Below are 13,260 nucleotides of genomic sequence, written 5' to 3'. Positions count from 1 at the left end.
GGCGGTGAAGATGACATCCTCCTTCACCGCGCCCGTGGCCAGAGTGTCCTCCGCCACGATCGTCGGGCCGTCGTTGGCGCCGGTGACGGTGACCGACACGGCCTGGGTCGCCGTGCCGCCCTTGTCATCGGTCACGGTGACGGTGAAAGTCTCGGTATGGCTCACGCCCTCGGCGAGGTTCTGCTGGCCCGCGTTGTCGAGCGTGTAGGTCCAGGCGCCGGTCGCGGCGTTGACCGCGAAGGACCCGTAGGTGCCGGCCGCATTGCCCGAGAAGCTCCTGGTCGCGCCATCGTCGACGTCGGTGGCGGTGATCTGGCCGGTGGCGACCAGCGTGCCATCCTCGGCCACGCTGCCCGACTGGGCAGCGCTGGTGATCACCGGGGCATCGTTGGTGCCGGTGAGGGTGATCTTCAGGGTCTCGGTGGCCTCGCCGCCATGGCCGTCGGTCACCTTCACCGTGGTGGTGATGACCTGGACCGCACCCAGGGCGAGGTGCTGGTAGTCGGCATGGCCGGCGTTGAAGCTGTAGGTGCCGTTGGTGTTCAGGGTCAGGCCGGCCGGGGCGGTGCCGACCACGGCGTAGGACAGCGTATCGCCATCAGAATCGCTGTCATTCGTGCGCAGGTTGCCGGTGAGGACCGCGTCCTCGTTGCCGGTCCTGGTGTCATTCACGCCCACCGGATCGTGGTTCACGCCGATGAACGAATTGGCGGTGATGCCGCCGACCTTGATCGCCAGGTCGGCGACATTGTCACCATTGGTGTCGGCATAGAGGAAGCCGCCGCTGGTCCACACGCGGTGAGCACCCGCGCCCGAACCCCATGTCAGCATATTGCCGCCGGCGCCGCTGAGCGCGATGGCCGAGAGATCGACCCGGTCACCTTCAGAGGCGTTGAAATCGCTGATCACGTCGCCAGTGGCGGACGACCAGGCGCCAAGGACAGTCGCGCTGGAATCGCTGACGAGGACATACTTGAAGGTGTCGCCGCCGCGATCGCCCCACAGGACGTCGGCGCCGCGATCGCCCTGGAGAACGTCGGCGCCGTTGCCTCCATGGATCTGGTCGTTGCCGTCACCGCCGGAGAGATAGTCCGAACCATTGTCGGAGGAGAAGCGGCCCGAATCATTGTCGGAGCTGGAGAAGCTGCCCAGGCCGTCCCCCCAGATGATGTCGCTGAAGGTGCTACCCTTGATCGTGTCGGAGCCGTTGCCCCCCGAGATCAGGTTCCAGTCGCTGGAGATGCCGCCCCTGGCGGTGAAGTCATAGCTGTCGGCGCCATTGCCGAAGGAATAGAGAGCCTTGCCGGAATAGGGCTGGACGACGCCGCTGGCCAGGGTCACGCTGCCTGATTGCCCGGTGGTCTTCGTATACGGAAGTGTCGTCGCCATGCTCAATGCCCCTTCTGCCCCGCGCGCGGCAGTGGCCGCACCCAGGGTATGCGCTGTTCAATTCAGAGTTTGCTGTTTTGCCCCACGGCTCGATGGCCGCTTTGAACCCGGTTAATGGCTACCAGCGCGCCCGGTTAATTGCAATCAATTCGACCGTAAATTTAAGTAGTGTCACGGATATGGACACTTCTCCCGGGCAACCTCGGCCACAGCTGCAGCGATAGGCTGCCCTGATACGAAAAGATTGTTCCGATTTCTCCGTATATTGCACCGATTTCGCAGTTTTCCGGCGCACTGGCGCCAGGGTTGGCCCGATCCGGCGCCAGCGATTGCCGTTGTGGAAATGCGCCCCACCATGGGTCAACAAACGTGGTTAACCGCAACTTGCGAGCGGGGTCGCGAAGGCGCGATTCGTCTCCGACGCGCAGCGACGCGAAGCAGCAGCCGCGCCGTCAGGGGCGCCAGTCGATCGCCCCGCGGCCATGGCTTTCGAGGAAGGCGTTGGCCTTGCTGAAATGGCGGCAACCGAAAAACCCGGCGCGGGCCGAAAGCGGGCTCGGGTGGGGCGCGGTCAGCACGAGATGGCGGGAATGGGTGAGGCCGGGAACGGCCAGGGCCTTCTTGCGGGCGTGATTGCCCCACAGCAGGAACACGCAAGGCTCGCGCTTCGCGGCCACGGCGGCCACCACCGCATCGGTGATCGCCTCCCAGCCCTTGCCCGCGTGCGAGCCGGCGCGGCCCTGCTCGACCGTCAGCGCGGCATTGAGCAGCAGCACCCCCTGGCGCGCCCAGTTCGCCAGGTTGCCATGATCGGGCCGGGCAATGCCGAGGTCGGCCTCGAGCTCCTTGTGGATGTTGCACAGGCTCGGCGGAACCTTCACACCCGGCCGGACCGAGAAGCTGAGGCCATGGGCCTGGCCGGGGCCGTGGTAGGGATCCTGCCCGAGGATCACCACCCTGACCGTGTCCAGCGGGGTCAGCGCCAGGGCGGCGAACCGCTCACCGCGCGGGGGGTGGAGCACCTTTCCGGCCGCATCCTCGCTGTCGAGAAAGGCGGCCAGGCGGCCGGCACCAGGTGCGTCCACCACGGGGGCGAGCGCCGCGCGCCAGCTTGCCGGAATGTCCCGCAGCACCGCAACACTCTCCTCGAAACCGCTCAGGCCGATCGCCGGGGCTTTCGCATTCCGGCCGATGCGGCTAAGCACGAGGGCACAATGGCTGTCCATCTCCACGAAGAAGATCTCCCCGCCGGCGTCCTCGCGCCGGGTCCGGTCGCTGTCGACACCGAGACCATGGGCCTCATCACACCGCGTGACCGGCTGTGCGTGGTCCAGATATCCGATGGCCGGGGCGACGAGCATCTCGTCCGCTTCAATCCCGGCTCGGCCTTTGCCGCGCCCAATCTGAAGGCGGTCCTGGCCGATCCGGCGCGGCTCAAGCTCTATCACTTCGCCCGGTTCGACCTCGCCGCGATCGAGCATTACCTGGGCGTGGTCGCCGCGCCGGTGTTCTGCACCAAGATCGCCAGCAAGCTGGTCCGCACCTATACCGACCGGCATGGCCTCAAGGACCTGGTGCGCGAGCTGCTGGGCAAGGAAATCTCCAAGCAGCAGCAGTCGAGCGACTGGGGCGCCCCCACGCTGACCGACGCCCAGGCCGAATATGCCGCCTCCGACGTGCGCCATCTCCACGCCATGCACGCGATCCTGGTCGAACGGCTGGCCCGCGAAGGACGGACGGAAATGGCCCAGGCCTGCTTCGACTTCCTGCCCATGCGCGCCCGGCTGGACCTGGCCGGCTGGGCGGAGAAGGACATCTTCAGCCACGAGTGACCCCGGATGACCCGCGAGGCCGATCTTCTCCGCGACCGCAGGCGCCACTTCGCCCTGCCCGGCGGTTCGCATGACCGGCTGGTGCGCTGGCTGGCGATCCTGCTCCCCGCCGGCATCGGCGCGGTGCTCGCGGTCATGGTGGTCGCGCCGCTGTTCCCGCGCGGCGAGATCAGCTTCCTGCTCGATCGCAACAAGGTGGCCACCACCGAGGAACGTCTGCGGGTCAACAACGCGATCTATCGCGGCGAGGACAGTCGCGGCCGGCCATTCTCGGTCACCGCGGGCAGCGCGATCCAGAAATCGGCCCAGGTCGCCCAGGTGCAACTGGCCGATCTCACCGCCTCGATCCTCCTGAAGGACGGACCGGCGACCATCAAGTCCCAGGCGGCGACCTTCGATCTCGACCGCAATGCCATGGCCATACCCGGTCGCCTCGAATTCGGCACCGCCGACGGCTACCGCCTGGCCACCAGCGGGGTCGATCTCGATCTCAAGACCCAGGTCGTCACAGGCGCGGGCGGAGTATCGGGCTCGGCGCCGAGCGGAACCTTCAGCGCCGATCGGCTCAGGGTCGACCTCGAGAACCGCACCATCGCGCTCGACGGCCGCGCCCGGCTGACCATGCAGGGCAAGCCCTGAGCGAGGTCGCCGGCGCCCGGCGCGCAGCTGGCGCCACCCCCTGCCCGCAAGCCGGGATGGCTCAACCGGATGGACAAGGCCGGTGGCCCGGTGCACAGACGCGGTCAATGCACTGCACGGGCCAGTCACGCAGGAGCCATTGAATGTACCTTATCGTGCTCGGCTTCTCGCTGCTCTGCTTTCTCGGAGTAGGGGCCTGGTTTCTGCGTAGCCCGCTATTCAGCCTGTTCCACCCCTTTACCACCTACCTGGCCTTTCACGGGCTGGTTTTCGTGATCCGGCCGATTATGGTCCATTTCGCCGGCCATGACGCGATATCCCGGGTCTACCAGTTCACCCCTTCGCTGAGCGACAAGATCACGGTCATCGCCGCGTCGAACCTGGGGTTCCTGGTCTTCGCGCTATGCTGCCTCAGGGTCGGCAACTTGCCGATGCGTTTCACGCCCACCGCCGCCATCGCGGAGGAGCGACGCAGGCTGGCCCGGATCTTCGGCTGGGTGGTGGTGTTGGCCGGGCCGCCAGCGCTCTATTCGCTGTCCCGCAGCTTTGGCGCCGACAATATCTACACCGGCCTGACGCTGGACCGCCAGACCGGAGTGGCCATCAATACCATCAACAACGGCTATGTGGTGGACTTGCAGATGATGGCGGTCACACTCTGCGCGCTGATCGCCTGGCTGATGCGTTTCCGCCTCTATTCGCTCCTGCCACTCGCCGGATTCGCCCTGACGCGGGCCGGGACCGGCGGGCGCGGGCCGTTCGTCACGGCAATTGTCGCCACCGGCCTGTTCTACCTCTACGACCGGCGCCAGAAGGTGCCGCGGCTGGGCCTGCTCCTGGCGGCCGTGGCGCTGCTGGCCGCGTTCAACATGGTCGGCGCCGACCGCGGGGCCACGATCCGCCAGGTCACCGGCCTGGAACAGGGCGCGCGTATCGAGGAACGCCCCGAGGAAGACCAGTTCTTCCTCTACGGGATGGACTTCGCCAACATGGAGTTCTTCGAGTACCTGGTCTACGTCGTTCCGCAGCGGTCGGGCACCTACGACTATTTCCTCGACAACCTGCAGGTCTTCACCGAGCCGATCCCGCGGATATGGTGGAGCGAAAAGCCGGTCGGCGAGCCGCTGCGGCGGATCAGGTTGTTCGACTACGGCTTCCCGATCGGCATGACCCGATCGCTACCGGGCGAGGGATGGTATGCCCTGGGCTGGATCGGGGTGGTCATGTGGTGCGCCCTGTGGGGTGGCCTGCTCGGCAAGGCCTACCGCAATTTCGTCTCCCGGCCGCAGACCACCTGGCGCGTGGCCTGCTACATGATCCTCGTCTCGACCCTCATCGTGGGCTTCCGCGATGGCAGCCTGCTGACCATGGCGCGAACGATCGGGGTCTATTTCACCCCGATCGCGGTGTGGTTCGTGATCGCCCGGCTGAAGGGCCTGCCGAGCGCGGCGGACATTGCCGGCGCCGCGCGGCGCGCCGCATCGGCGGTCCGGGGGGTGGCCGCCGCCAATGCATCCGACGTGCGCGATGCCGCCGGGGCGCCCGGGGCGGATACTCGTCCTGCCCGCCGGGCCGACCTGCTGGCCGGACTGCCGCCCGCCGTGCGCCGCCGCCGCCTGGCGCTGGCCCGGGCCGGCGCCGCCGATTCCGGCGGATGACCGTGTCGGTGGCAGGCTTGCGGATCGGCCTGGTCACTGCCTCCGCATCGCGCCTGGGCGGCGGCGTGTTCGAGGCCGTGGTCACCCACGCCGCCATGCTGCGCGCGATGGGGGCCGAACCGCAGGTCTTCGCCCTCGACGATGCCCATGCCGAAACGGATCGCGGCCGGTTCGGCCCCACCCCGGTGACGACCTGCGCGGTGGTCGGGCCGCGGCTGGTCGGCTTCGCGCCGGGGCTGGGCCGCGCCCTGGCGCAGGGCCAGCTCGATTGCCTCCACCTGCATGGCATCTGGATGTATCCGTCGGCCGCCGCCAGCGCCTGGGCCGCGCGGACCGGCCGGCCCTATTTCATTTCACCCCACGGGATGCTCGATCCCTGGATCACCGCGCGCGGCACGCACAAGAAGGCCCTGGCGCGCCTTGGCTACGAGCGGCGCAACTGGCGCCGGGCCACGGCCTTCCACGCCCTGACCGAGCGCGAAGCCCACGACATCGCCCGGGAAACTGGCCGGACCGACAGCCAGGTCGTGCCCAATGCCGGGCCGGACCCGCGCCCTCGCGCCGCCGGCCCCGCGCCTGGCCCGGTCATCGTCTATATCGGGCGGATCCACGCCAAGAAAAACCTCGCCGCGCTGGTCGACGGTTGGGCGCACGCGCGCAAGCCCGCCGGCGCCCGGCTGGCCATTGCCGGCTGGGGCGAACAACCGGCGGTCGATGCGCTGCGCCGTGCAATCGCGCACGCCGACGGGTCGGTCGAGTTCCTCGGCCCGGTGTTCGGCGAAACCAAGCAGGCCCTGATCGAACAGGCCCGCTTCGTGATCCTCCCCTCGCTCAGCGAAGGCCTGCCGATGGCGATGCTTGAAGCCTGGGCCAGCGCGGCGCCCACGATCATGACCGCGCAGTGCAATCTACCGGCCGGCTTCGCCACGGGAGCGGCGCTGGAATGCGGCACCGGCGCCCCGGCCCTGGCCGAGGCCATCGAGCGCGCCCTGGCGCTCGACGATGGCCCGTGGCGCGCCATGGCCGCATCCGCCAGCGCCTGCGCCCGCCAGCACTTCTCGCGCGAGGCGGTCGCGGCGGCCTGGACCCGGATCTATGCCCAGGCCCGGCCGGCGGCCGCCACCCCACGGAGCGCGGTCTGATGAGCCTGCTCGATGCCCGCGACACCCGCCCCCTCGAAGGCGGCGCCAGCTTTTCGCTCGGCAATCGCCTGTTCCGCGCCGCCTGGATGGCCACCTGGCTGGTGCTGGCGCGCTTCACCCCGCCGCCGCTCCACCCCTGGCGCCGGCTGGTCCTCGCCGTCTTCGGTGCACGGATCGGCAAGGGCGCGCGCGTCCACGCCAGCGTCGTGATCTGGAACCCACGCAACCTCACCCTGGGCGAACAGGTGCTCGTCGGCCCCGGCACCCGGCTCTACAATCAGGGGCACATCACGATCGGCGCCCGGACGGTGATCTCGCAGCGCGCCCACCTGTGCGCCAGCAGCCACGACATCCGCGATCCCCACTTCCAGCTGGTGCTGCGCCCGATCGTCATCGGCCAGGGCTGCTGGGTTGCCGCCGAAGCGTTCGTCGGCCCCGGGGTGACCATGGGCGACCGGTCGGTGCTCGGCGCGCGCGCGGCCCTGTTCACCGACGCGCAGCAAGGCGGCATTTATACCGGCAACCCCGCGCAACTCCTCAAGACCCGCGACCCGGACTGAACCGGCCGACGGTGCCCGGGCCGACCGGGGTCATCCGGACATTGCCGAAGCGCAGCTCACCGTCGCCGGGGGCCATGCGAAAACTCAGCCACCGCGTGGGGCATTCGCCGTCCACCGCCACCTCGGCCATCGCCAGGCCGGTGCGGGGGTCGATGCGCGCCACCAGCGGCTCACCGGCTCCCGCGCGGCAGTCGAGAACGGCGGACACCCGCTCGCTCCCCCGGCCATCCGCGCCGATCGCCTGCCACTGGAGGCGATAGGCGCCGGCCGGCAGATAGACCATCCGGGTCAATACCTCGCGCACGAAGGGCGCCGCGTTGGACACCACCAGCCGCGGCGCGCCCGGCGGGGCGTGATTGTCCACGAATGTACCGACCGCGCTATCGGCCGGCGCCCACCACGAAAACACACTGTCGCGCCGCGCCAGGTCGACCGCCGCGAACGTGCCGTCGCCAAGCTGATCGCCGCCCCGTTCGCCGCCCCGGCCAATACAGCCGGCGCGCCAGAGCGCATCACCCTCGCCAGCCAGGCCATGGTCGACGAGGGCCGAGGCCAGCCCACCGACCGCCCCGCAACCGATCGGACCCGCCCGCCGGGACAGGTCGCGCAGGATCTGCGCGCGCGCGCGAAGCTGGGCCACCGGCAGCGCCGCATAGGCGCCGGGATAGGCCTCGAACCAGGGTGGGCGGGCGGCGAGCCGCTCGACAAAGGCGGCCCGCGCCCTGGGGTCCAGCTCGAACGGCGCCATCAGCGCGGGATCGCCCGCCGCCTGGGCGCGCAGGCGAAGCCGGGCGTCGAGCCACCGCGCCGCCGCCCGGTAGTCGCCCCGGTCGATCGAACGGTCGATCCAGTAGGCCTGGGTCTCCGGGCGGCGCCAGCCGGTCTGCCCGGCCACGCGATAGGCGCGCTCGGCCGCATCGGGCTGGCCGGCGAGACGCCACGCCGCGCCCAGCAACTCCGCGCTACCCGGCTCGACCGGGCCAGACCGCATGGCCGCCCGGGCCGCGACCAGCGCCGTCCCGCTGTCGCCCACCTGCAAGGCCACCAGGCCACGAATGCGCCAGGCGTTATCGGCGAAGAGATCGGGGACCAACCGTTCCCATGGCGGCCGGTTGACCGACAACCGATCCGCCCCGCCCGCCACCGCGGCCGCGGCGAACAGCACCGTGCCCAGGATCCCGGCCAGCCGCGCCGCGAAACCGGACGGCAGGGGGCGGGCCAGGAGCCGCGCCGCCACCGATCAGTCCTTCGCTGCGGCGGTGCCGTACTGGAAGTATTCGTAGCCGTAGTATTCGGAATAGCCGTTGCCGGACTTGGCCGGATCGAACTTGGTCAGAACGGCGCCCAGGATGATCGGGCGCATCGCGCGCAGACGGCGCAAGGCCGCCTTCAGCGAACCGCGCCGGCTGCGGCCTGCCTCGATCACGAAGATGACCCCATCGACCAGTGGCGCCATGATCGGCGCATCGGCCAGCCCGAGAACCGGCGGGCTGTCGATGATGACCAGGTCGAAGCGCTGGGCCGCCTCCTGCACGACCTGCTCCAGACGGACGCCTGACACCAGCTCGGTCGGGCTCGGCGGGATCGCGCCCGAGGTCAGCAGCATGAGGTTGGCCTGGCCCGAGGGCACGATGGCCGAATCGAGCGGATCCTTCGAGGTCAGCAGTGAGCTCAGGCCCCGCTCGTTGCGCGACCCCACCTGCCGATGCAGCGTGGGACGGCGCAGGTCGGCGTCGATCAACAGGACCGACTTGCCCATCCGCGCGAAGCTGGCGGCAACGGCCAGGCTCGTTGTGGTCTTGCCCTCCGCCGGCTGGGCGCTGGTCACCAGGACGACCTGGGGCAGGCCTTCCGAAGTGGAATAGAGCAACGAACCACGCAGCGAATTGTAGGCCTCGGAAATTGGCGACTTGGGATCTTCCATCGCCGCTGCCGGATCCTTGTCGACCGCACGGGGAACCACGCCGAGCAGGGGCAGGTCGCACTTGCTCTCGACATCGTCGGGGGCGCGGATCGAATCGTCGAACTGAGTCTTGAGGAAGACCGTGCCCGCGGCCAAAACCGAGCCCACCGCGATGGCGATCAGGAGGTTGCGGAACAGGTTCGGCGAAGAGGGCGAATTCGGCACCTCGGCGGTATCGATGATCGCGATGTTGCTCAGGCTGATGCCGGCCGAGGCGTTCAGCTCCTTGTAGCGCTGGAGCAGGCCATCGTAGAGCTGGCGGTTGGTGTCGGCCTCGCGCGCGAGCAGGCTGTACTGCACGGTGCGGTCCTGTTCGCCCAGGGTGTCGCTCTTGAGCGTGTTGACCTGCGCGGTCAGCCGCTCCTCCGCGGACTGGGCCGCCTGGTAGTCGGCCAGGATCGACTGCTTAACCGCCATGGCGGCCTCGCTGATCTGGCGATCCAGCGCAGCCACCTGCGCGGCCTTGGCGACCACCGTGGGATAACCGTCCAGATGGCGCGCCCGCTCCTGCTGGAGCTCGGCCCGCGCGGTCGAGCGCTGCTGGAGCAGTGCCGCCACGGTCCCGTTGTTGAGCACCTCGGGTGTACTCAAGAGGGCCTTGTCGGAAATCGCGCGCAGGCGGGATTCGGCGCTGATCCGCCGCGAGGTGGCCTCGTTGGCCGCCTGGTTGATCTGCAACAGGCTGCTGGTGGTCACCAAACTGGCGCCGCCCTCGCTGCCCTTCCCGTCGCCGCCGCCGGAGTTCCTCAACTGGATGAGGCCGTTGCCGCGGGCATAGTCGTTGACCGCCCGCTCCGAGGCCGCAAGCCGCTTCTTGGTCTCGGCCAATTGTTCGCCGATGAAATTGCGGGCGTAAGCGGAACTCTCGAACTTGCGCTGGAGGTTCGCCTGGATGAATTCGGAGGCATAGGTGCTGGCGATCAGCGCCGACATTCGCGGATCGGTGCTCTCCCAGGCGATCGAGACGATGCGCGAATCGCGCGGCGGCGTAACCGCGAGGCCCTGCTGCAACAGCCCGATCGCCAACGCATTGACCGCGGCGGCGGGCCGTCCACGCTCGGGCACCGGCACCTCCTGCGACAGGAAGAACTGCGGGTTGTCGGCCAACTTGAGCTTCTGCACCACGCGCTGGGCGAGCGCCCGGCTCTTGAGGATGTCGACCTGGGTCTTGAGATTGCGGTCGATATCCCAGCCGGGCATTTCGGCGGACGGATCACTGCCCTCGTCCTTGAACACACGGCCCGAGGCATCGTTGATCTGGAGCGTGGCGGTCGCGGTATAGCGCGGGGTCTGCAACAGGGTGGCCACCACCGCGAAGGCGACCGCCATGGCCACGATGCCGGCGATCAGGACCAGGTTGGCCCGGACGGTCGCCAGCAGGTGGCGCAGGTCGAACCCGGTGGAAACCAGGGCCGGCAGCAGCGGCTCATCGGCCGCGACGATCGCCATGCGGCGAGGCAGGGGCTCTTCGGTATGGTGGAGTGTGGCCACGACTGCGGTTCCCGCCTCTACTTGATGAGATAGAAGATGTTGAAGACCGGCGTCGACTGCAGGAAATCGCGCCAGGCCGACTTGATCGCGGCATTGGTCACGACCACCGTGTCACCCGCCAGGATCTGCGGATCTGCCGCCCGGCCGCGGCGAATGTCGACCAGGTTGAACCGCGCTCCAGCGCGCTCGCCGTTGATCCGGCGCAGCACGATCACCTCGCTGAGCTGGGCCGACTTGGTCGGGCTCCTGGCCATGGCCATGGCGGAGAGCAGGGTCGAACCGGGATGGGCCGGATAGACACCCGGCTGGTTCACGTCACCCTCGACCGCGAAGGTTGCCTGCGTGCGGTCCATGAGGCTGACCGTGACGCTGGCATCCTTCACATAGCGCGCCTGGAGCCGGCGCTCGATCTCTACGGCCAGCGCCCGCGGGCTCTGCTGCATGGCGATGACTTCACCCAGCAGCGGAACCTGGATGTAGCCGCGCGCATCGACCACATAGTTGTCAGCCGACAGCTCCGGCTCGCCAAATACCCGGATCGCCAGCCGGTCGCCCGGCCGGATCGTATCGGCGGCGGCATCGGGCACTGCCTTCTCGGGCACCACGCCATAGGCGGCGCCCCCCGTCGGGAAAGGGCTTGGCCCCGACGTGGCGCAGCCCGACAGGGTCGCCACCAGGAGGGCACCCATGGCAGCCGGAGCCAGAACGGCGCCGGCCCTCACCGACAACGCAGCGCGGCATCGTATCATGCACCAATCCTCAGATTTTGCCCGGGCCATCAGCGCCTCGCGCACCCCTCACCCCCGGCACGAGCAGCCCCGCCAATGCGGCAGCCATGCACGCCAATGATATCGAGCGCAAAGGGTAGTCAACTTGCGAGTGCAGCGCAACAATAGTAAATCCGGCAAGGGCGAAAATAGCTTGGCGCCGAACCACGGGATCGGGATCGCGCAGGCGCTCGCGGGCCAACCGCCCCAGGATCGCGACGATCGCGGCAAGCACCACCAGGCCAGGAACCCCGGCTTCGATCACCAGTTCGAGGAGGTCGTTGTGGGCGCGGTTGGGCAGGGCCAGGCCAACCGCCTCCAGCCGTTCACCGGCCATGTAGACCGGGATGAAGGCCCCCATGCCCGCACCAAGGGGGAAATAGGTTTGTGCCACCGCCAGGCTGTCGCCCCACAGACGCGGCCGCACTTCACCGCTGAAATCATAGCGCGCCAGGACCTGGCCGACCACGGCATTGTCCCGCAGCACGAAAACGGCCACCGCCGCGGCCACCGCGCAGCCCCCGGCAACCGCCGCGATGCGCGGCAGCGATGCCGGCCAAAGCGGCCGGGTCAGGGCAAGCACCGCGATCCAGGCGACCGGGAGCAGGGCTGTCCCGGCGCGCGAAGCGGTCAGGAACACCCCGAGCGACAGCAGGCCCACCCCCACCGCGAGGATCGCCGCCGGGAGATGCCCCGTCCGCTTGCGCGCGGTCACTTCCCGCCAGTCCCGCACGACCGCGGAAAAGGCCACCATGCCGATCAGCAGGACATCGGCCGTGCTGTTGTGGTTCGCCTGGAAGCCGCTGAGGTAAGCGGCTTCGGGCGCGTAAAAGCGCAGCGGGTTGGCCGGCCCGCCCGCCGCCTGCGCCGCGCCGACCAGAATGGTCAGGAAGGCGCCCCCGGCGATCACCAGCACCAGGGCCGACCGCCCCCGCCGATCGAGGGTCGCGGTCATCAGCAGCATCATCGCCGGCGGGACGAGTGCGAGCGCCGCATTGGTCGTGCGGGCGGGAGCCAGGCTCCACGGACGCCAGGTTTCGGCGGCCCCCACCAGGTCCAATGCGGCCCGTTCGAGCGAACGGCCGGGCAACGCGTGCCACAGGACCGGGGGGAGCGGCACCAACTGGACCAGCGGCAGGACCAGGAGCAGACCACACAGCCCCAGCACCGGGCGCAAGGCCACCCCCGGAACCTTGCCGGCCACGACCAGCCACAGGCCGAATATCGCCGCGAAGAGCAGTTGCAGCGCCAGTTCGGTCAACGGCGATGGCGTTCCGCCGCCGCCCAGAAACATGGCGCTGGCCAGGGCCACGACCGCCATCGCCCGCTCCCCCTCGCGCCCGGCCTTTCCTGCCGGCAAGATCGTCATGCCGGTTCCCCCCAAAACGATCCGCCCCTCAAGAACGACCAGCCCCCTAACAGAAAAAAGCCCCCGAACGGGGGCTTCTCGAACACCGCCAGACGGGGTGAAATCGGGCTCTCAACCCCTGCTGGAATTGGTGTAGTTCGTCGCGCAAGCGGGCTTCGTGGCATTGGCGGGATCGGAGCAATCGGGAGGCGTGGTCAGCACACCGGACCGGATCGCGCCCGAAGCCAAGCCACCGGCCATGAGCCCGACCACCGCCAGACCGATCAAGACTTTCTTGGCCATTAACTTTCCCCTTGAACCTTGATCGAGACGGATATCACGCCACCAACGACCAAGGCAACAGATTTCTAGTATTCGCGGCCAGGGCTTCAATGATGTTTCATGCCCGGACAGTGAAGCGACTCACGGCTACCGATTGACCCTGCCTCCGGGCACCCCGCGGCGCGGTAC

The 13,260-nt window shown here is 68.9% G+C and carries 12 protein-coding genes; 5 read left to right on the top strand and 7 right to left on the bottom strand.

Annotated features, from left to right (window positions below; genetic code table 11):
- Both ACFOD9_RS13080 and ung read right to left on the bottom strand, forming a co-directional pair.
- Nucleotides 1–1,389, bottom strand: a 1,389-nt coding sequence (locus ACFOD9_RS13080; protein WP_379510558.1) for a VCBS domain-containing protein, incomplete at its 3' end; no start/stop codon positions are given.
- A 452-nt stretch (nt 1,390–1,841) separates the two neighbouring features.
- Nucleotides 1,842–2,522 (bottom strand): uracil-DNA glycosylase, encoded by a 681-nt coding sequence (gene ung / locus ACFOD9_RS13075; protein ID WP_379510557.1) that lies wholly within the window; start codon nt 2,520–2,522, stop codon nt 1,842–1,844.
- 81 nt (nt 2,523–2,603) lie between these two features.
- Here ung and ACFOD9_RS13070 point away from each other — a divergent pair, with 81 nt between their 5' ends.
- From ACFOD9_RS13070 to ACFOD9_RS13050, 5 genes are all read left to right on the top strand, one after another.
- Entirely contained in the window at nt 2,604–3,221 is a 618-nt protein-coding gene (locus ACFOD9_RS13070; protein WP_379510556.1) for a ribonuclease D, read from the top strand.
- A gap of 6 nt (nt 3,222–3,227) precedes the next feature.
- Complete coding sequence (locus ACFOD9_RS13065) at nt 3,228–3,860, top strand: LPS export ABC transporter periplasmic protein LptC (RefSeq protein WP_379510555.1); 633 nt, start codon at nt 3,228–3,230, stop codon at nt 3,858–3,860.
- A 143-nt stretch (nt 3,861–4,003) separates the two neighbouring features.
- On the top strand, nt 4,004–5,518 hold the full coding sequence (locus ACFOD9_RS13060) for an oligosaccharide repeat unit polymerase (RefSeq protein ID WP_379510554.1): 1,515 nt from the start codon (nt 4,004–4,006) through the stop codon (nt 5,516–5,518).
- Complete coding sequence (locus ACFOD9_RS13055; protein ID WP_379510553.1) at nt 5,515–6,660, top strand: glycosyltransferase; 1,146 nt, start codon at nt 5,515–5,517, stop codon at nt 6,658–6,660. The genes ACFOD9_RS13060 and ACFOD9_RS13055 overlap by 4 nt, the downstream gene beginning before the upstream one ends.
- Entirely contained in the window at nt 6,660–7,220 is a 561-nt protein-coding gene (locus ACFOD9_RS13050; RefSeq protein ID WP_379510552.1) for a putative colanic acid biosynthesis acetyltransferase, read from the top strand. The genes ACFOD9_RS13055 and ACFOD9_RS13050 overlap by 1 nt, the downstream gene beginning before the upstream one ends.
- Here the strand turns inward: ACFOD9_RS13050 and ACFOD9_RS13045 are convergent.
- From ACFOD9_RS13045 to ACFOD9_RS13025, 5 genes are all read right to left on the bottom strand, one after another.
- Nucleotides 7,198–8,457: a tetratricopeptide repeat protein gene (locus ACFOD9_RS13045; RefSeq protein ID WP_379510551.1), complete on the bottom strand. Its 1,260-nt coding sequence runs from the start codon at nt 8,455–8,457 to the stop codon at nt 7,198–7,200. The genes ACFOD9_RS13050 and ACFOD9_RS13045 overlap by 23 nt on opposite strands.
- Before the next feature lie 3 nt (nt 8,458–8,460).
- Nucleotides 8,461–10,632, bottom strand: coding sequence for a GumC family protein (locus ACFOD9_RS13040; RefSeq protein WP_379510550.1), 2,172 nt, complete (start codon nt 10,630–10,632; stop codon nt 8,461–8,463).
- A 59-nt stretch (nt 10,633–10,691) separates the two neighbouring features.
- On the bottom strand, nt 10,692–11,363 hold the full coding sequence (locus tag ACFOD9_RS13035; protein ID WP_379510549.1) for a polysaccharide biosynthesis/export family protein: 672 nt from the start codon (nt 11,361–11,363) through the stop codon (nt 10,692–10,694).
- Between the two features lie 70 nt (nt 11,364–11,433).
- Nucleotides 11,434–12,810, bottom strand: coding sequence for an O-antigen ligase family protein (locus ACFOD9_RS13030; RefSeq protein ID WP_379510548.1), 1,377 nt, complete (start codon nt 12,808–12,810; stop codon nt 11,434–11,436).
- A gap of 111 nt (nt 12,811–12,921) precedes the next feature.
- The gene (locus ACFOD9_RS13025; protein WP_379510547.1) at nt 12,922–13,092 is read right to left on the bottom strand and encodes a hypothetical protein; all 171 of its coding nucleotides are present in this window, start codon (nt 13,090–13,092) and stop codon (nt 12,922–12,924) included.
- Nucleotides 13,093–13,260: the final 168 nt, after the last annotated feature.

The organism is Novosphingobium bradum, from assembly GCF_042646485.1.
Lineage (GTDB): Bacteria > Pseudomonadota > Alphaproteobacteria > Sphingomonadales > Sphingomonadaceae > Novosphingobium > Novosphingobium bradum.
This window is presented reverse-complemented; position numbering and strand designations above follow the sequence as displayed.